Origin of the sequence: Acinetobacter sp. BY419, from assembly GCF_019038395.1 — a bacterium.
Lineage (GTDB): Bacteria > Pseudomonadota > Gammaproteobacteria > Pseudomonadales > Moraxellaceae > Acinetobacter.
Genome location: NZ_JAGFXZ010000028.1, coordinates 22,399 through 42,323 on the forward strand (window position 1 = coordinate 22,399; position 19,925 = coordinate 42,323).

Genomic DNA, 19,925 nt, shown 5'->3' on the forward strand with positions numbered 1-19,925 from the left:
CTAATCCTATTGAGACTAAACTGTGGATAATGCTTAAATTATCCACAGTTTTTACTTGGGTCGTGAATAAATTAAGATGAACAACTTACCATCACTTCAGGTACATCACTTGGCAATGGTGCTAAATCTGCAGGTTGTTCTAAATCCTGCTGTTTCAGATAAGGCCGGCCCAATAGTTTAAACAAACGATTCACTTCGGAAAAATCATCACGCTCTGCCAATTCAATGGCTTTCTGTGCCATATGATTACGCAGAATATAATACGGATTGGCCAGTTGCATTGCGGCATCCAACTCTTCAATATCTTGATGCTCACGAATACTTTCATATTGCGTCAGGAATGCTTCAAACTGACGACGATCCAGGCAATCATCTTTGATCGTGTTATAGTCTTTATTTTGCAGACGGATAAAATTCTGGGTGTAATCCAGCTGTTCACTTTGCAAAATTCGCAGAAACGCCATCGCACAGTCAAAACTGTCTTTATGGAAACTTGGCAAGCCCATTTTCTGGTTTAGACCATGTTCGTAATATTCTAGGAATGTTGGTTCATAGTGCTCCAGACATGCGGCTAAATCCTGTTTCCATTGTTCTTTGTCATAGCCTTCAGGGCAGAGCGGAACCAGATTGCCCAGCCACATCCATAAATTCCAGTGCCCAATACTTGGCTGTTGCTGATAAGTATAGCGCCCCTGATAATCCGAGTGGTTATTGATCCAGTTTGGACGAAAGCGTTCCATAAAGCCATAAGGGCCGAAGTCCAAAGTCGAACCGGTAATATTCAGGTTGTCGGTATTCATCACGCCATGCGCAAAACCGACCAGTTGCCATTTTGCAATCATCACGGCAGTACGCTGAATCACTTGGGTGGCAAAGCTCAGAATGGGCTGTTCGGCTTGCAGACATTCCGGATAATGCCACTCGATACATTTCTGGGTAAATTCAGCGAGCAGATCTGGCTGATACTGATTGATCCATTCGAAATGGCCGAAACGGATATGACAGTCTGAGGTGCGCAACATCATCGCACCCGGCTCAAGCTTCTCGCGCTGAATGCCTTGCGTGGACGAAGTGAATCCAACTGCATTACTGGATGCGACACCCAAAGCATTCAAGGCATGACCTGCCAGATACTCACGTATTACTGAACGCAGCACTGCACGGCCATCACCCATACGCGAATAAGGTGTTGCACCCGCACCTTTTAAATGTAGATCAATGGTCTGATTATTTTTATCCAGAATTTGTGCGATCAACAGGCCACGACCATCTCCTAACTGTCCTGCCCATTGTCCAAACTGATGGCCTGCATAGACCATAGCTAAAGGTTCAAACTCAGGAAAAATTTTCTGCCCACTACAAATCTCTACCCATTGTGCCTTGTCTTCATCCGACCATTGCAATTGTTCTGCCAAAGCGGAATTAAAATGCCCGGCTTTTGCGCCTTTTAAAGGAAGCGGCAATTGATGATGATAGAGGCGGGCAGGCAGTGTTGGATAGCGAGAGTTAAAATACATGGCATCAGTACAGGATTGGGATAAATTTACTATATCAAAGATAGTTGTATAAAACTGTTGTATAAGCGAGAGTTCACGTTATCTTTCAGGCATAAAAAAAGCCCCGATCGGGGCTTTGATTTTTAACAGATTTTATTGAGAAACTGTAGATTTTTTCAAATTGCGAACCAGTAGGTTCAAGGTTTCACGGTGATGAGAAAGACGCTGTTCTACCAGCTGGAATTCAACTTTCAGCTTGTCATCCATTTGGTGAATTCTTTCTGCCATAGAGGCTTTTTTCACCTGGATTTCCTGTTCTTTAAGCTTTGCCCAGTCATTCAAGGTTTGGGTAAAAGCATCATATTCCTGTGCAATCTTGGTTTTCACTGTCGAGATATCTTCAGAAACATCATGACCATACACCGCAAGATCCTGTTCAGCATATTTAAACTTCATTGCCAATTCTGCTTTTTTAATATTAAAGCTAGGAATACGGCGCAAGTTTTTGGCTAAACCGAGTTTAGAGCAGGTCCAGATCAACCATTTGGTTGGATCATACTGCCACCATTTCACTCCGTTACGGTAATCGTACTGGAAAATGTGGTGGTAATTATGATAACCCTCACCCCAAGTCGCAATTGCGAGTATGAAGTTGTCACGTGCGGTATTTTCGTCGGTATATGGACGATTGCCCCACATATGGCACAGTGAATTAATGAAGAAGGTCACATGATGGCTCAGGATTAAACGCATTAATCCACCCAGTAACAGGACGCCCCAGACATCGCCCACAGCCCAACCAATCGGCAGCAAAATCGCTGCATGAACGGCAATGACTAACGGAACATAATATTTGTCCTGAAACATCACCACTTTGTCTTTTAACAGGTCTGGCGCATTTTTATAATTTGGTGCACCAGCCGGATAGTCACGCAGCATCCAGCCAATATGGGCATACCAGAAACCTTTATTGATCGAGTACGGGTCTTGATCGACATCATCCACATGACGGTGATGGGTACGGTGGCCAGATGCCCAGAACAGAATACTATTCTGTACAGCAAATGTACCCATAATCATCAGGATGATTTTGAGTGGTAAAGTGGCTTCATAAGCACGATGTGCCCACAGGCGATGGTATCCTGCTGTAATGCCGAGGCTGCTTACGCCCAGTAAAACAAACATACTGATCCAAGCAGCAGCGCTAAAATCATGGTGATACGCATACAACGGAATTGCAATCAGGGCTATGATTGGTAATAGTACCAATGCGAACACAGCAATCCAGTTGATGGGGGCTTTGGGTAAGGGAGCATTCATCTCCAACAGCACTCCTAGAACCTCGTAAGGTTTAACAAAAAGCAGAAACTACTGTTGGTTTTAACAGCAGCCTATTTCGTTCATATTAGCATGTGGTCTAAACCATCACTAGCGTTATTATACGTATGTATTGTACTTGTCAGTAACAGAATAAGTAGGGTAAAAACGACCATTTTTCGAGCTTAAGCAGGTCCTGATTTCCAACTAAGTGACTGAGGATTATCAATCTTTCCTAAAATTGAAATAGGATAATTACGATAAATAATGTTGTTCATAATTTCTACAATATTACCTAGCAATTTGCAGACTGATGCGGAAAATAAACCTAAGTTAACCTATACTTAGCATAAATTTAAGCAGGCTCAATATTTTTAAAAATTGATTATGTTAAAGATATAAACAAGAAGATAACTGCAAATTTATTATGTAAATGAGGCTAACGCCTTAAAGCTGTTGCAGCATCAGTTTTGGATAATCCGTAATTAAGCCCTCGATGCCCCAGTCTCGTAGCTGTTTGGCCCGGTTCACATCATTTACTGTCCAGACACTCACATTCAGTTCAGCTGCCTGGGTAGCCTGAATCAGGTCTTTACTGGCCAGCTCATTCATCCAGCCAATATGACAGCATCCGAGCTCCAGTGCCTGATCAATCGCCTGATGTTTGACATCGGTTTCAATTAATAAACCACGTTTTAACCGGGAGTTTTGCTGTTTGAAGGCATCAAGGATTTTGGCATCAAAGCTGGTAATAATGGCTGCCTGCTCATAGCCTTGCAGTTGTTGTTCTACTTCACAGGCTATTTTTTCGGCTGCTGCTTCGGAGTCAACACTTTTAATTTCGACCTCAATATGCTCAAAATCTCGAATGACATTTAAAGTTTGATCGAGGAGTGGGGTCGCTTCGACTTTGTTCCATTCTGACCAGGCCACAGCATGATTATATTGCGCCAGATCATCACGGTTGCATTCATATAAATGCTTTTGTAAACCGGTGGTACGGACAAAGTTGTCGTCATGCATGATGATCAAGGCATTGTCTTTGAGCTGACGGACATCAAACTCAACAGCGCGAATACCGATCTCCTGAATATACTGAAAACCGCCCAAGGTATTTTCAGGGGCTTCGCCACGTGCACCACGATGACCAATTATGCGCATACAATGCTCATGAGTGGGAAAGTTGAGTTCATTTTGCGGGGACTGCGTGACAAAATTATGACACTCACTATTTTCGTCAGATGCACGGTAAAATCAAGATACATCTGACGTGTATTTTTAGATCTAAAATCACGAAGTCATTTTAGTTTTCGATGCTGTCATTGATGTTTTTTTGCCATAGCACTTCAGAACCGCCTTCAGCGCGTTGCAGGGTACGTGATGCGACAAATAACCAGTCGGACAAACGGTTCAAAAGTTGTAGCGAAGCAGCCTGAATGTTTTGGTCACGGTGATGCACGGACATCACGCTGCGTTCGGCACGGCGGCAGACTGCACGGGCCTGATGAGCGAAACTACAGACCAAAGTGCCAGCAGGCAAAATAAAGTCTTTGAGCATTGGTAAGGCTTCATTCATACGGTCGATATCATTTTCAAGAAATTCAATCGATACCGGTTGCACCAGATTAAAACCCGGAATACACACTTCACCACCCAGATCAAATAGCCAGTGCTGGATCAGGCTCAAAGATTTATCCCAGGCAGCTTTGTCCGTAATAGCACTTGCAGAAATCTGCGCGCGCAATACACCAATCACGGCATTCAGTTCATCGACATCGCCAAGCGCGGTGATACGCAAGTCATCTTTGGCAACGCGTGAACCATCACCCAGTCCGGTAGTGCCTGAATCGCCTGTGCGCGTATAAATTTTACTTAAACGGTGACCCATTTGAATTCCTTAATTTTTTAAATGCTGAATATAAAAAAGAATCATGCCATAGGCATGGCATGATTCTCAAAAGTATTTCTAAAAAGGTTGAACTTAGTATTTAAACGTCACACCCGCAGAAGCTAGGCGGCCACCGTTAACATAGTACTGGTCGCCAGCGCTATGCACAGTTTTGTATTTCACATCACCGACATTTTCAATGTTAGTAAACAGTTTAACTGTTGGATTAATATTCCAATATGCATTTAAGTCAATGCGTGCATAACCTGGAATATCACGACTAAAGTCCTTCGCTTTCGATTTTGCTACCAGTGCAGCACTTAAACCGTAATCGGCATTTTGCAGACCTGTCGATACAGTGAATGACTGACGAGGGCGACGTAATAGCTCTGAGTCTTGTTTAATATCTTCAGTTTTGACATAAGTGTAACCGGCATTAATAAAGAACTGATCTTTTGCCCATTGTGCCGTCAATTCACCGCCACTCATCTTGGCTTGATCAATGTTTTGGTTTTGGTAAATAGTAGTTGGAAGCCATCCTTCTCCACAATCAATAATACATATCGAATTAATTAAATTATCGACTTCCGTATAGAAAGCGGAAGCACTTACCAAAATATTTAATGGAAGCTTTTGATCTATACCAATTTCATACGAAATGCTTTCTTCAGGCTTCAGTTGATCATTGCCGCCAAAAGCATACATATCATTTAGAGTCGGTGCCTTAAATGCTGAACCAATATTGGTATAAATGCTGGTATTAGGGAGCAATTGATAACGGATGCCACCTTGTGCAACAGTATGTGAGCCAAATTTTTCGTTATCTTCGACACGCACACCCACCTGAGTGCTTAAGTTATTTATCTGATACTGATGCTGAATATAATAGCCTGTTGAATTAATGTCTTCATCAAGAGCTTGGTTTTTTGCATCGGTATTACGCTGGGTAATGCCCAGTAAAACATTTTGTGCGGGTGTGAAATTCCATTTGCCATAGATTTCTGCTTCTTGTGTGGTGCTATGTACAAAGCTGCTTGATGTCACTTGATCTAAGTCATCTTTAAACTGAGAGAGACGTGCATTAATTTCAATGGTTTGCGTTGGGTTAATGCGACCTTTTAAGTTTACAATTTCATTTTCAAAATCTTGGCTGGAGAAGGCTCCCCAATTACTGTATTGGACATTTCCTGAATTTTGACTATAATCGAGTGATGTCGCATAACGCTCTTTTTCAATGCCGAATTTTGCGCTATAGCCTTTTTGATCATAACTGTAGTCACGGGTGTCATTGATATTGAATACAGGTGTACCGTCAGTTTCTAAAACTTGACCGCGAATTTGCGCATACACCCCATTTTCTGCCAAGTCGGCACCAATAATTGATTTGTAGGTTTGATTCTCACCAATTTCACCTGTCACAAAGGCACCCGTTTTTTCAGGTGTTTTTGTCACAAACTGCACTACACCACCAATTGCATCTGTACCATAAAGCACAGATGCAGGGCCTTTTAATACTTCAATCTGTTTAAGATCAGTGGTGTCTAAAAATGGAATGGAAGCTGCACCTGTGGTGGCTGTATTTAAACGAACACCATCACGTAGTACTAAAGCTTGATTGGAATTGGTGCCGCGTAAAAAAATAGAAGTTTGCTGGCCATAACCACCCGATTGCACGACATTAATACTTGGATCTGTTTTTAGTAGATCTGGTAGTGCTTTAATAGGTGATTGTTCAAGAATCGCCGGTTCAATAATCGAAATACGCGCAGGTACCTCCTTGATGTTCTGCTCACTACGAGAAGCAGTCACCACAATGGTATCTAATGAAGCTTTTGCGACTTTTTGCTCGGCAGCAAAAACAGATGAAGTGGTACCCAACGCAAGTGCGATCGCACCTACCAAGACAGTAGGTTGAAAGTGAAGTGACATTTTAATGCTCCATACATTCACTTCCCCGTGAATGATTGAGTTAAAGAACACAACAAGCAGGTTTCCGGACTTAAATGTGCAAAGCAGCCGCCTTGCTGTATATCCACCTTCCCACATCAAGATGCAGTGGTGTAAACCCAAAAGTTTAATTTGATAGACGTTTCATTTTTTACCGTTGCGGGGGCAGTGCTGGATTTACACCAGCTTCCCTAAAGCCTGAAGGCTTGGACTTGCTGCAAAGTGAGCGCAGTATAAAGTCAGTATGACTTATACACAATCTGCATCGATAATAATCCGGATGAACTTTACGCAAGTCAGAAAAATTGCATTACAATGATTTGCCCCAATCTTATAGATTGATCAATACATTGGTAGATCTAGAGCCAACATAATATGCGAACCCGTGCCAAAATTTGTGGAATCACCCGAGTCGAAGATGTACATGCCGTAGTCAATGCCGGCTGTGACGCGATAGGATTTGTATTTTATCCCCCGAGTCCACGGCATGTGACTTTGGAGCAGGCTGAAATCCTGATCCGGGCTATTCCGGCGTATGTGCAGGCGGTGGGTTTATTTGTGAATAGTAGCGCAGATGAAATCCAGGCGATTTTAAATAAAGTACCGCTGGATATTTTGCAATTTCATGGCGATGAAACACCTGAACAATGTCAGGCAATCGCCCAGCAGCTCGGACGCCGCTGGTATAAGGCGATTCAGGTTAAACCCGATTTAGACGTGGTTGCAGAAATTCAAAGTTATCAAGATGCGGGCGCAAGCGCAGTACTGTTAGACGCATGGCATCCTGACCTAAAAGGTGGCACAGGGCACAGCTTCGATTGGGACACATTTCCCAAACTCAATATTCCCTTGATCTTGGCAGGGGGCTTAAATCCTGACAATATCGAACAGGCAATTCTCACCACACAGGCGTATGCCGTCGATGTGAGTGGCGGTGTCGAGTCCGCAAAAGGTATTAAAGACCAACAACTCATAGAACGCTTTATGCAAGGAGTCCATCGTGGATCAGCAAAGTACTAGCCAGAACAGTCAGGCAGTTGACTATACCCAATTCCCGGATGAACGCGGGCATTTCGGTATTCATGGCGGACGTTTTGTGTCAGAAACACTCATGGCGGCTTTAGAAGACTTGGAAGAGCTCTATTTCCGTATGAAAGATGATGCGCAATTTTTGGCAGAATTTGACCGTGACATGGCATTTTATGTCGGTCGTCCGAGTCCTTTATATCATGCTGAGCGATGGTCAAGAGAGTTGGGTGGCGCGCAAATTTATTTAAAACGTGAAGACTTAAATCATACCGGTTCGCATAAGATCAATAACACCATTGGTCAGGCATTGCTTGCAAAATTGTCAGGCAAAAAACGCATTATTGCCGAAACGGGTGCCGGTCAGCACGGTGTAGCCACGGCAACGATTGCAGCACGTTTAGGTCTTGAGTGTGTGGTGTTTATGGGCGCAGATGATGTAAAACGTCAAGCCATGAACGTATATCGTATGCGTCTGCTTGGTGCAACGGTTGTGCCTGTACAAAGCGGTTCTAAAACCTTAAAAGATGCCATGAATGAAGCCATGCGTGACTGGGTTACTAACGTTGATTCGACCTATTATGTGATTGGTACCGTGGCAGGTCCGCATCCGTATCCGCAACTGGTTCGTGATTTCCAGTCGATTATTGGCCGTGAAGCGCGCCGCCAGATTCAGGAACAGGCAGGCCGCCTTCCTGATGCCTTAGTTGCTTGTGTCGGTGGTGGCTCAAACGCAATGGGCTTGTTCTATCCGTTCCTGAATGATCAAGATGTAAAAATGTACGGTGTGGAAGCCGCAGGTTTGGGTATTGAAACGGGTAAACACTCAGCGCCATTGAATGCCGGCCATGTCGGTGTATTACACGGCAACCGAACTTACCTGATGTCTGATAAAGAAGGTCAGATTATTGAAACCCATTCAATTTCTGCCGGCCTGGATTATCCGGGTGTGGGGCCAGAGCATAGCTTCCTGAAAGATATGGAACGTGTGAACTATGTGCCAATTACAGATACTGAAGCACTACAGGGTTTCCGTGATTTAACCAAGATTGAAGGCATTATTCCGGCGCTAGAAAGCGCACATGCCATGGCTTATGTGTCTAAACTTGCTCCTACTATGGGCAAGGACCAGATTATTATTGCAACGGTTTCAGGTCGTGGTGATAAGGACTTGATGACTGTGGCGCGCATTGATGGCGTGGAAATGGTAGAGATGTAATATGCCTTTTAGCCCTCTCCTTGCAGGAGAGGGTGGGGTGAGGTTAAATCTCACAAAAGGGTGAATAAAAAAATCGTGCTAAGAAAACTTAGCACGATTTTTTTATTGGATAAGCTTTGAAGGAATAAAACCGTGCTCTCCCGAATGAACCCAATAATTTATAGATCTATTCAGGAGGAGTGTAATCTTTTAAGAAAACTCCCCTAGCGCGCGTTCTTTGGCCCATTCGCGTAAAACAAATTTTTGTAATTTACCGGTCGAAGTTTTTGGAATCTCGGTAATCACGACATCTTTAGGCACTTTAAAGCGGGCCAGATGCTCGCGGCAAAATTCAATAATCTCTTCTTCGGTGGCCTGGGTTCCTTCTTTGAGTTCAATAAAGGCGCAAGGAACTTCCTGCCAGCGTGAATCAGGCTTGGCGACTACTGCTGCAGTCAGTACAGCCGGATGCTGATACAGCACTTCTTCCACCTCTAGCGAGGAAATATTTTCGCCACCGGAAATGATCACGTCTTTGGAACGGTCAGTAATTTTGGCATAGCCATCTGGCTGACATACAGCCAGATCTCCAGTATGGAACCAGCCACCGGCAAAGGCCTCGGCTGTTGCTTCCGGATTTTTTAGATAGCCTTTCATCACGATATTGCCACGGAACATGATTTCGCCCATGGTCTGGCCATCGTGTGGAACTTCCTGCATGGTATCGGGATCAAGCACTTTCATGCCATCTTGTAATGGATATGGTACGCCTTGACGGGAGTGCAACTGGGCCTGTTCCTGAATGGATAAATCACTCCAACCCGCTTGAGATGCGCAGAGTGCAGAAGGACCATAGGTTTCTGTCAAGCCGTAAACATGCGTCACGTTAATACCGATATTTCGCATGCCTTCAATGATGGCTGCAGGAGGTGCAGCACCAGCAACCATGACCTCGACACGGTGCTCAAGCTTGGTCTTTTTCTCTTCAGGTATGTTGATCAGCATCGACAGGACAATCGGTGCACCACAGAAGTAATCGACTTTATGTTCAGTGATCAGTTTAAAGATCAGTTCAGCATCGACTTTACGCAAGCAGACGTTGGTTCCGCCGTTGGCCGCTATGGTCCAGGCAAAGCACCAGCCATTACAGTGGAACAGAGGCAGTGTCCATAAATAGGTAGCGCGTGGTGTCATGCCGCAAGCAATGATATTGCTGGCTGCATTAATGTAGGCACCGCGGTGATGATAGACCACGCCTTTCGGATTTCCGGTAGTGCCGGAGGTATAACTCAAGCTGATCGCATCCCATTCATCTTGGGGTAAATGCCATTCAAAGTTTGCATCGCCTTGGGCAATCCAGTCTTCATATTCGATTTGACCAATACGCTTGTCTTCACCTTCAAATTCTTCATCCGCCACATCAATCACATAAATGTCTTGTGACACCAGGGCGAGGGCTTCTGTCGCAAGTGCAGTAAATTCGGGATCGACCAGTAATACTTTGCTTTCAGCATGTTCCAGCATAAAGGCAAGGGTTTTGGCGTCCAGACGGGTATTTAAAGTATTGAGGACTGCACCCGCCATCGGTACAGCAAAATGTGCTTCAATCATGGCAGGGACGTTAGGCAACAGGACAGACACGGTATCATTTTTACCGATGCCTAATTTTTGGAGCTGGTTGGCAAACTGACGGCAACGGTTATATTTCTCACGCCATGTGATGCGACGCTTTCCGTAGATAATCGCATTTTGATTTGGATAAATATAAGCTGCACGATCAAGATAGCGTAAAGGTGATAAGGCTACAAAATTCGCGGGGGTACGCGGTAATTCATCATATGCGCTAACCATGGTAAAACTCCGTTATATATTTATTTTCATATCCTGCTGAAAAGATATGTATTTCTTATAAATCTTGCATTTATGCTTTAGTCGAGTACGTTTTTTATAATTTTAAGTATTTGAATATTAATAAAAATATTTAACCCTGTTTAAATGTCTTGAACCCATGGGTTCCCATGTTTGATTTTTTAGGTATTTTACTCTAGTTGAGCAATTAAAATAATATGAGCCAAGGACGAATGAAGAAGAATGAAAATACAACAGGTGGATAAAGGATGGCAGAACTGGTCGGGAAGCCAGCAGGCACATCCTGAATTTTTTCAACCTCGCTATATGCATGAATTACAGGATTTGGTGAAGTCACATGCCCAGATTCTTGTGCTAGGTGCAGGGCATTCATTTAGTGCACTGGCCAAAACCAATGATGTGCTGCTTAATCTCGATCAGTTCAAAGGTGTCATTTCCTCTGATGAAGCTAAAACGCAATGCACCGTGCAGGCCGGTACGCGTTTGTATGACTTGGGGAAATATCTGGCTCCGATCAATCAGGCTTTAATCAATCAGGGGGATATTGATCAGCAAAGTCTGGCTGGGGCGATTTCTACGGGAACGCATGGCACCGGAATCGATTTACCTTGTTTATCTGCTTTTGTGGAAGGCTTTGAATTACTGACTGCAGATGGAGAACTGTTGCAGTGTGATCGTCAGCAGAATACCGAGATATTTCAGGCCGGACGTGTGGCATTGGGCAGCTTGGGTATATTGACCAAAATGACCCTGCAAAATCGGCCACGCTATAAATTAAAAGAACAGATTCGGTTATGTTCATTAAAAGAAATATTTGCAAATATCGATCAATGGAAGTATCAGCACCGCCATATTGAGTTTTGGGCTTTTTTGCACACTGAGACAGTCATGCTGAAAATCCTGAATGAAACTGATGATGCAGTTCAGCCAAGACGAGAGAGCTGGCCATCCGAAGATGCTTTATTGACTTTGTGTTCTGAACTGACGCGACTCTTTCCGAAGACCAATCTCTATCTGCAAAAAATGCTCGGCGTGTTTGTCAAACCGACCTGCTATGTGGATTGGTCAAACCGTCTTTTCCCGACTCCACGCAATACCAGATTTAATGAAATGGAATATCAGATTCCGGTCGATTCAGGCTTGCAATGTCTGGACGAGGTTCTGCATGTTTTACGCAAACATCAAGTACCGATGTTCTTTCCGATCGAGTTCCGTTATGTCAAAGGGGACGATATCTGGTTAAGTCCATTTCATGAACGCGATTCGGTTTCAATTTCGATTCACCAGTTTTATAAACAGGATTATCAGCTCATCTTTGATCTGGTCGAGCCGATTTTACAGAAATATCAGGGCAGGCCGCATTGGGGGAAATTGCATTCCATGACTGCTAACTCGCTACGTGATCTCTATCCGAAATGGGAGGATTTTATGAGAGTGCGTCAGCAACTGGATCCGCAGCAAAAATGGCTAAATCCGTATTTAAAACAATTATTTTTGGCTGAATAGCAGGAGCGAGTAATGCAATCGAATTATTTTCAGCAGCTGACTCTAGACTTGCAGCAGCAGGGGACTGGCACACCACAATTGATTCTGAGCCTGGATCAATATCAAAAGAATCTGGAGGCGATACAGTCAAAATTGCCTGCGCAGTTAAAGCCACGTCTGGTGGTGAAATCCTTGGCCAGTATACCGTTGCTTCAACTGGCCAGTGAAAAGCTGACCACCCGGAGATTTATGGTATTTCATTTACCCCATCTTTTAGAAATTATCAGCACATTTGAACAGGTAGATATCTTGCTGGGTAAACCGATGCCGATTCATGCTGTACAGCGCTTTTATCAAAATTTCCCTGATCAAAAGGCACTGAATGATCAAAGCAATATTCAATGGCTGATTGATGATATAGAACGCCTGCAGCAATATCTGCAACTCGCTCAAAACCTGAACATCTGCCTGAACGTAAATATTGAAATTGATGTAGGACTACACCGCGGAGGCATCAGCAGTCAGGAGCAGCTTGTAAACTTGCTCAAACTCATTCAGCAACATCCCGATGCTCTCAGACTTTCGGGGCTGATGGGCTATGATGCGCATGTAGCAAAACTGCCGAAAATTCTGAAAAGTCCCGAAAAAAGTTATCAGGAATCGCAGCAAAATTATCAGCAATATAAAAATATTATTCAGCAGCAATTCCCCGATTTATGGCATGCCGACTTATGTTTTAATGGCGGCGGCAGTCCGACTTTTATGCAGCATTGCCAGCAAAGTGTCTGTAATGATCTGGCTTTTGGTTCCATGCTGCTCAAGCCGAGTGATTTTGATCTGGATAATTTGTCCGCTTTAAGCTGTGCTGTATGGATTGCTGCACCCATTTTAAAAGTATTGCCGTATAGCCAGATTCCAGGTCTGGAAATGCTGAATCATCTACCACATCGATATAAAGCGGTATTTATATACGGGGGATATTGGCAGGCAGATTATATCTATCCTGAAAAAAGTCGGCCGCATATGTTGTATGGCCGCAGTAGTAATCAGGAAATGTTGCAGGTGCCTGCACAGTGCGAAATTCATGTAGATGATTATGTGTTTTTAAGACCGACACAAAGTGAAGCCGTAATTCCGCAATTTGCCCGGCTCTACGTCTATAGCGAGAGAAAATTTATTGAGTGGGATACTTTTCGGGAATAATAAAATTCTAAATTAAAAAAATGAGCTTAAGTTTTTTAAAATCAGATAGGGTTTTGGTTGTAAATCTTATTTTTATTGGGGAAAAGGTTTAATCATGCGGCCAAGCCGTGTAAAATTCGAATCGATTTTTATTTATCCACCGTTTTTATCTTTTGAGGTTCTCCCTCGATCATAATCTCGCGGTGATATGCTCCATGGTACGGGGCATCACTCCTTAAGGATTTTCTTATGCCAATTATTACTTTGCCAAATGGCGATCAAAAACAGTTCGATCACGCCATATCTGTGATGGAAGTTGCTCAAAGCATTGGCCCCGGTCTTGCAAAAAACACAGTTGCGGGTCGTGTTAACGGTCAACTTGTTGATGCCTCTGACTTAATTACCGAAGATGCAACACTGCAAATTATCACGCCAAAAGACGAAGATGGTATTCATATCATTCGTCACTCCTGTGCACACCTTGTGGGTCATGCTGTTAAGCAACTGTTCCCAGAAGCAAAAATGGTGATTGGTCCGGTCATTGAAGAAGGTTTCTACTATGACATCTGGATGCCACGTCCGTTTACCTTAGATGACATGGCAGCGATTGAAGAGCGTATGAAAAAGCTCATCGATCAAGACTATGATGTCATCAAAAAAATGACACCACGTGACGAAGTGATTGCAGAATTCACTAAACGTGGCGAAGAATACAAATTACGCTTGATCGAAGACATGCCTGAAGAAACTCAAATGGGCTTGTACTACCATCAAGACTACCTGGATATGTGCCGTGGTCCGCACGTTCCAAATACTAAATTCTTAAAATCGTTCAAGCTGACTAAAATCTCTGGTGCTTACTGGCGCGGTGATGCGAAGAATGAACAGCTACAACGGATCTACGGTACAGCATGGGCGGACAAGAAACAGCTTGCGGCTTATATAAAGCGTATTGAAGAAGCAGAAAAACGCGATCACCGTAAAATTGGTAAAGCGCTTGATTTGTTCCATATGCAAGAAGAAGCACCGGGTATGGTGTTCTGGCATCCGAACGGCTGGACCATTTATCAAGTGCTTGAACAATACATGCGTAAAGTTCAGCAAGACAATGGCTACGAAGAAATCCGTACCCCGCAAGTGGTTGATTTCTCGCTTTGGGAAAAATCAGGACATGCTGCCAACTATGCAGACAACATGTTCACGACGCATTCTGAAAACCGTAACTATGCGGTAAAACCAATGAACTGTCCTTGTCACGTGCAAGTGTTCAATCAGGGCTTGAAGTCATACCGTGATCTTCCTGTACGTCTGGCAGAGTTCGGTTCATGTCACCGTAACGAACCATCAGGTTCTTTACACGGCATTATGCGTGTACGCGGCTTTACTCAAGATGATGCACATATCTTCTGTACCAAGGAACAGATTGGTTCTGAAGTTGCAGACTTTATCAAATTGACACTGGATGTATACAAAGATTTTGGCTTCGAAGAAGTACAAATGAAATTGTCAACACGTCCTGAAAAACGTGTTGGTGATGACAAGCTTTGGGATATGGCAGAAAAATCGTTGGCAGATGCTTTAGATGCTGCGGGTCTTGAATGGGAGCTGCAACCAGGCGAAGGTGCATTCTACGGTCCGAAAATTGAATTCTCATTGAAAGACTGCTTAGGTCGTGTCTGGCAGTGTGGTACCATTCAGTGTGACTTTAACTTGCCAGAGCGTTTAGATGCTTCTTATGTGACCGAAGATAACGATCGCGATCAGCCAGTAATGTTACATCGTGCAATTCTTGGCAGTTTTGAGCGTTTTATTGGTATACTGATTGAGCACTATGCAGGCTTCATGCCACCTTGGTTGGCACCGGTGCAAGCATGTGTAATGAATATTACCGACTCTCAAGCTGAAGCATGTGAGTCAGTCGTCGCAAAACTTAAAGAAAACGGTATTCGTGCAATTTCTGACTTGAGAAATGAGAAAATCGGCTTTAAGATTCGTGAACGTACATTAGAGCGTATTCCTTACTTACTGGTACTTGGGGACCGTGAAGTAGAGGAAGGTACAGTAAACGTGCGTACCCGCTCAGGAACAAATTTGGGTACTATGTCAATCGATGCTTTCGTTGACCTAGTAAAAGCAGCCGTTGCCGAACGCGGCCGGTACATTGTGGAGTAACAGCGATTAAACAGCCTGACCGTAATCAACAGGGCGGTAACAAATCAAACCGTCCTGCCTTGAATGATGAAATTCGTGCAAAAGAAGTCCGTCTTGTAGACGAAAATGGTGAGCAAAAAGGGATTGTAAGCTTAGCTGAAGCCCTACGCGCAGCAGAAAGTGTTGAGCTTGATCTTGTCGAGATCGTAGCAAACGCTGAGCCACCAGTATGTAAGATCATGGATTTCAACAAGCATTTGTTTGATCTTAAGCAAAAGCAGAAAGAAGCGAAGAAAAAACAACATCAAGTCCAGGTGAAAGAAATCAAGCTACGCCCGGGTACTGATGTTGGTGATTACAACGTAAAATTACGTGCAATCATCAAGTTCCTTGAAGAAGGTGACAAGGTGAAAATCACGCTTCGTTTCCGTGGCCGTGAAATGGCGCACCAACAGTTGGGTCTAGCTCAATTGCAAAAAATTGAAGCTGACGTGGCTGAATTCGGTACTGTTGAACAGATGCCGAAAATGGAAGGTCGTCAAATGGGTATGCTGCTTGGTCCTAAAAAGAAAAAGTAAGCACTCATTAAGCGAAAAAAGCCCTGCATCTGCAGGGCTTTTTTTATGCCTTAAAATTCCAGGCAGTCTGCATGGCATGCATAATCTGCTGAGCTTGTTGACGAGAAAACATGGACAGCTGAATCCGGAAAAACCTGAGGCAAATTTGATTCATCAGACCAGGCTGGCACAATTTAAAATCTAAAGTACTATCGCGGTGACTCATCACATGAGCCGGTATGTTATAGAGCCAGCGTTTGAGTTGTGCTTTGAGAGAATCATAGCGCGGATTCAGAAAGCTATACTGTACCGACTGCCGTTTCAAGCATAGGCTGATCCGTACACCGGCCAAAGTATAGTAAATTGCCTGGGAGGTTATTTTGAGTTTGGTTCCCAGCATGAGCAGCGAAAGACCAAGAAAGCCGCCAATATAAACATAAAATCCAGGCGACTCCTGCCATAAAAATAACAGTCCTTGAAGAAAGCTGGAATTGTTACGCAGACTGCTTAAATAAAAAATGCTGAATATCCCAACCGGATAACAGAGTAGTAAATATCCAATAGCGCGCATGATCGGACTACTCTGATGGAACAGGATATTTTCTGGCGCATGCATGATTTATTTTTATGATCAGAAAGCGTATTGCCTGAATGAGCTTAGATAATCTCTAGTCAAAAAGAAAGGCCCATTCAGGCCTTTCTTTTTGAGTTAAATCAAGCTTATTCCACTGATTTTTCCTCATTTTTAATCAGTAACTTATTGCTAATCGGAATTTGGCGTGGTAATTTTTCTTTTGGAATAATGCGCTGCAAGTCAATGATTAGTAAACCATTTTCATAGTTTGCCTGTTGTACCTCAATATATTCATCCAGACGTAAAGACAATTTAAATGCACGTTGTGTAATACCTTTGTACAGGAATTCGATATTGTCATTGCTCTGGTTTTCAGGCTTACCTAAGATAGTCAGCAACTTATTTTCCAGACGAATGTCGAGTTCTTCCTGACGAAAACCCGAAGGTGCCACCACGATGCGGTAATTATTCTCGCCATGCTTTTCGATGTTATACGGTGGATAATTCGGTGCATCGCTTTGCATAGCGGGGTCAATAAAGTCATTCAGGCGATTGAAACCAATACTACGACGAAACAATGGATGAAGATTTAAGTTACTCATGATTAGAACCTTCTCAATTAAGCAAAGTTATAAAAACAAGAAAATAAGATCTGTCATGTGAGACATCGACAGTGCATAAGGTTGACGTAATCTTTATTCAGGAATAAATATGTGTTTGTGGCTTGAGTTTTCAAGATATAAAATTTAAAAAAATATAAGATTTTAATAAGTTTATGATATTTATTAAAAAATAATTTTAAAATACAGACTTGTTGTTTTTTTCTAAATCCTCTATGTTGAATACATCATCGCACATTACAAGTGCAGGGAGTATTAAAATAAAATGATCGATTTATATTATTGGGGCACCCCCAACGGCCATAAAATCAGTATTGCTTTGGAAGAAATGGGGCTGGAATATAAAATTATTCCCATCAATATTCTAGAAAATGACCAGTTCCAGTCCGATTTTCTGGCCATTTCTCCCAATAATAAAATCCCGGCAATTGTTGATCAGGATGGGCCAAGCGGCCACTCTATTTCAATTTTTGAGTCAGGTGCGATCTTGCAATATCTAGGTCGTAAAACAGGTCTGTTTTATCCAGTCGATGAAGTAAAACGTGTCCAGGTTGAACAATGGCTAATGTGGCAAATGGGGGGCTTGGGCCCGATGCTTGGGCAAAATCATCACTTTAGCCGTTTCGCACCTGAGAGGATTACTTATGCCATAGAGCGCTATGTAAATGAAACCAAACGTTTATATGGGGTATTAAACAAGCAGTTGGTCGGACAGGAGTATGTGGCTGGCGAATACTCGATTGCCGATATGGCGATATTTCCGTGGTTATTGCGATACGACTGGCAGCAGATCAACCTGGAAGATTATCCTGAAGTCTCTAAATATATCGATCGCTTGAATGCACGTCCTGCAGTTCAGAAAGCGTTAGCCATACAGGTCAGTTAAGCTGCAGCCTTTATGCTAAAATAGCCTGAAATAAATAAAGCCACCCTTACGGTGGTTTTTTATTGGATGGATATATGAACGATTTTCTTCTGAACTTTACCAAGATTGTTGAAAGCAATACCCGAATTTACTGGAGTATTCTCTTTGGAATTGCTGCATGTTTAGTGCTTTATATTGCTGAGATTGTGCATATCGATCAAGTCATTGCTGCTCTAAATACCAAAGACCAGCAGATTCTCCGTGCAGCAATTGAACCCATTACTCAGCAGTATAAATGGGGACGGATCATTGCAATGGTGGCAGCAGTAATCTGGTCCAGTTGGGAATATAGCAAAGCCAAGAAAAAGCTGGGTTTGAGCCGTTAATAGCGATATGAGCCTGTTGCTGCTATTTCTGTCGGCCTTTGGTGCAGCGACATTGTTGCCTTTACAGTCGGAAGCGGTGCTACTGGGTCTTTTGATGAAAGGAAATTACAGTGCAGCATTGTTAATTGCGGTCGCCAGTTTGGGAAATATTCTGGGGTCCTGTGTTAACTGGTATCTGGGGCTCAAGATTGAGCATTATAAAAATAAAAAATGGTTTCCGGTTTCAGAAGACAAGATGCTCAAGGCACAAGAGACGTATCAGAAATATGGGTACTGGTCTTTACTGCTGAGCTGGGTGCCTATTATTGGTGATCCGGTTACCCTGATTGCGGGACTGTTAAAAGAAAATTTTGCCCGATTTTTGCTTATGGTTAGCGTAGCTAAAATTGGACGTTATCTGTTTGTCTATGCGGCCTTTGCCATGTTCTAAGCCTGAAGCTATTTTTTGATCCAGTCTTGTGCCCCATTTTCAGAGTGAAATCATAAAATCATTCTTTAAATTCGCTTATTGGGTGAAGATGCTTTTGTTTTAAACAAAGATGCTTTAGAATACTCGCTCCCTTACCTGCAGGTCGTTTTGTAATGGTGCAAACGAGCCGAACAGGTGTTCAAAAGAGGTTGTTATGCCTAAGATGAAAACTCGCCGTGGTGCAGCTAAACGCTTTAAAGCGACTGCTAACGGTTTTAAGCGTAAACAAGCGTTCAAACGCCACATTTTGACCAAAAAATCTGCTAAGCGTATTCGTCAATTGCGCGGCTGTGTAATGGTTCACGTAAGTGACGTTGCTTCAGTTCGTCGTATGTGCCCGTACATCTAAGGAGATTATAAATGGCTCGTGTAAAACGTGGTGTACAGGCTCATCGCCGTCACAAAAAAATTCTTGCTCGCGCTAAAGGTTACTATGGTGCTCGTTCACGCGTTTACCGCGTAGCGTTCCAGGCGGTAATCAAAGCTGGTCAATATGCTTACCGTGACCGTCGTCAGAAGAAACGTCAATTCCGCGCTTTGTGGATTGCACGTATCAATGCTGGTGCTCGTCAAAATGGTTTGTCGTACAGCCGTATGATCGCTGGCTTGAAAAAAGCTCAAGTGATTATCGACCGTCGCGTACTTGCTGACATCGCTATGCATGACGCAGTTGCGTTTGCTGCTATCGCTGAAAAAGCGAAAGAAGCATTGGCTGCATAAGTCTTTATGACTTGAAAAAAGACCGCTTTTAGTGGTCTTTTTTTATGCCTTAGATTCTCAAATGAAGTGCAACAGAGATTAAATTATTGGAAAGAAGCAAGATGAGCTAGCATTTTGCTTCCGACCGACCAAAGTCAAAGTTGCATCATGAACTATACTCACCTTACCCAAGAAG

The 19,925-nt window shown here is 43.2% G+C and carries 19 protein-coding genes and 1 riboswitch; of the genes, 11 read left to right on the forward strand and 8 right to left on the reverse strand.

From position 1 onward, the window contains the following. Positions 1 to 71 precede the first annotated feature (71 nt). From KUG37_RS11280 to KUG37_RS11300, 5 genes are all read right to left on the reverse strand, one after another. Positions 72 to 1,517, reverse strand: coding sequence for a YdiU family protein (locus KUG37_RS11280; RefSeq protein WP_216938475.1), 1,446 nt, complete (start codon positions 1,515 to 1,517; stop codon positions 72 to 74). Positions 1,518 to 1,649: 132 nt separating this feature from the next. Further along, positions 1,650 to 2,816, reverse strand: a complete 1,167-nt coding sequence (locus KUG37_RS11285) for an acyl-CoA desaturase (RefSeq protein ID WP_216940443.1) — start codon at positions 2,814 to 2,816, stop codon at positions 1,650 to 1,652. 444 nt (positions 2,817 to 3,260) lie between these two features. Beyond that, entirely contained in the window at positions 3,261 to 3,974 is a 714-nt protein-coding gene (locus tag KUG37_RS11290; RefSeq protein ID WP_216937554.1) for a glycerophosphodiester phosphodiesterase, read from the reverse strand. 142 nt (positions 3,975 to 4,116) lie between these two features. Beyond that, a complete protein-coding gene (locus KUG37_RS11295) occupies positions 4,117 to 4,701 on the reverse strand; it encodes a cob(I)yrinic acid a,c-diamide adenosyltransferase (RefSeq protein ID WP_216937556.1) in 585 nt (194 codons plus the stop codon). A gap of 93 nt (positions 4,702 to 4,794) precedes the next feature. Next, the gene (locus KUG37_RS11300) at positions 4,795 to 6,630 is read right to left on the reverse strand and encodes a TonB-dependent siderophore receptor (protein ID WP_216937558.1); all 1,836 of its coding nucleotides are present in this window, start codon (positions 6,628 to 6,630) and stop codon (positions 4,795 to 4,797) included. Between the two features lie 37 nt (positions 6,631 to 6,667). Continuing rightward, positions 6,668 to 6,879: riboswitch (cobalamin riboswitch) on the reverse strand. 144 nt (positions 6,880 to 7,023) lie between these two features. Here KUG37_RS11300 and KUG37_RS11305 point away from each other — a divergent pair. Continuing rightward, positions 7,024 to 7,668: a phosphoribosylanthranilate isomerase gene (locus tag KUG37_RS11305; protein WP_216937567.1), complete on the forward strand. Its 645-nt coding sequence runs from the start codon at positions 7,024 to 7,026 to the stop codon at positions 7,666 to 7,668. Then, positions 7,649 to 8,893, forward strand: a complete 1,245-nt coding sequence (gene trpB, locus KUG37_RS11310) for a tryptophan synthase subunit beta (RefSeq protein WP_216937569.1) — start codon at positions 7,649 to 7,651, stop codon at positions 8,891 to 8,893. Before KUG37_RS11305 ends, trpB begins: the two co-directional genes overlap by 20 nt. A 189-nt stretch (positions 8,894 to 9,082) precedes the next feature. Here trpB and KUG37_RS11315 read toward each other — a convergent pair whose 3' ends face one another. Further along, on the reverse strand, positions 9,083 to 10,723 hold the full coding sequence (locus KUG37_RS11315; protein ID WP_216937571.1) for an acyl-CoA synthetase: 1,641 nt from the start codon (positions 10,721 to 10,723) through the stop codon (positions 9,083 to 9,085). Between the two features lie 240 nt (positions 10,724 to 10,963). Between KUG37_RS11315 and KUG37_RS11320 the strand changes: the two genes are divergently transcribed. From KUG37_RS11320 to infC, 4 genes are all read left to right on the forward strand, one after another. Then, a complete protein-coding gene (locus KUG37_RS11320) occupies positions 10,964 to 12,247 on the forward strand; it encodes a D-arabinono-1,4-lactone oxidase (protein ID WP_216937573.1) in 1,284 nt (427 codons plus the stop codon). Between the two features lie 12 nt (positions 12,248 to 12,259). Then, entirely contained in the window at positions 12,260 to 13,429 is a 1,170-nt protein-coding gene (locus KUG37_RS11325) for an alanine racemase (protein WP_216937575.1), read from the forward strand. Positions 13,430 to 13,657: 228 nt separating this feature from the next. Then, the gene (gene thrS, locus KUG37_RS11330; protein WP_216937577.1) at positions 13,658 to 15,580 is read left to right on the forward strand and encodes a threonine--tRNA ligase; all 1,923 of its coding nucleotides are present in this window, start codon (positions 13,658 to 13,660) and stop codon (positions 15,578 to 15,580) included. Positions 15,581 to 15,585: 5 nt separating this feature from the next. Further along, a complete protein-coding gene (gene infC / locus KUG37_RS11335) occupies positions 15,586 to 16,137 on the forward strand; it encodes a translation initiation factor IF-3 (RefSeq protein ID WP_216937604.1) in 552 nt (183 codons plus the stop codon). A gap of 43 nt (positions 16,138 to 16,180) precedes the next feature. Here the strand turns inward: infC and KUG37_RS11340 are convergent, their stop codons facing one another. Next, on the reverse strand, positions 16,181 to 16,732 hold the full coding sequence (locus tag KUG37_RS11340) for a hypothetical protein (protein WP_216937579.1): 552 nt from the start codon (positions 16,730 to 16,732) through the stop codon (positions 16,181 to 16,183). A 104-nt stretch (positions 16,733 to 16,836) separates the two neighbouring features. Next, positions 16,837 to 17,292 (reverse strand): Hsp20 family protein, encoded by a 456-nt coding sequence (locus KUG37_RS11345; protein ID WP_216937581.1) that lies wholly within the window; start codon positions 17,290 to 17,292, stop codon positions 16,837 to 16,839. Between the two features lie 283 nt (positions 17,293 to 17,575). Here KUG37_RS11345 and KUG37_RS11350 point away from each other — a divergent pair, with 283 nt between their 5' ends. The 5 genes from KUG37_RS11350 (at position 17,576) to rplT (ending at position 19,750) form a co-directional block, all read left to right on the forward strand. Then, positions 17,576 to 18,196, forward strand: coding sequence for a glutathione S-transferase family protein (locus KUG37_RS11350; protein ID WP_216937583.1), 621 nt, complete (start codon positions 17,576 to 17,578; stop codon positions 18,194 to 18,196). A gap of 74 nt (positions 18,197 to 18,270) precedes the next feature. After that, positions 18,271 to 18,561: a hypothetical protein gene (locus tag KUG37_RS11355; protein ID WP_216937585.1), complete on the forward strand. Its 291-nt coding sequence runs from the start codon at positions 18,271 to 18,273 to the stop codon at positions 18,559 to 18,561. A 7-nt stretch (positions 18,562 to 18,568) separates the two neighbouring features. Continuing rightward, the gene (locus KUG37_RS11360) at positions 18,569 to 18,991 is read left to right on the forward strand and encodes a YqaA family protein (protein ID WP_216937587.1); all 423 of its coding nucleotides are present in this window, start codon (positions 18,569 to 18,571) and stop codon (positions 18,989 to 18,991) included. 193 nt (positions 18,992 to 19,184) lie between these two features. Continuing rightward, positions 19,185 to 19,379, forward strand: coding sequence for a 50S ribosomal protein L35 (gene rpmI, locus KUG37_RS11365; protein WP_004278281.1), 195 nt, complete (start codon positions 19,185 to 19,187; stop codon positions 19,377 to 19,379). Between the two features lie 11 nt (positions 19,380 to 19,390). Next, positions 19,391 to 19,750 carry a 50S ribosomal protein L20 gene (gene rplT, locus KUG37_RS11370; RefSeq protein ID WP_216937589.1) on the forward strand — a complete coding sequence of 120 codons (360 nt, stop codon included), beginning with the start codon at positions 19,391 to 19,393 and terminating at the stop codon, positions 19,748 to 19,750. Positions 19,751 to 19,925: the final 175 nt, after the last annotated feature.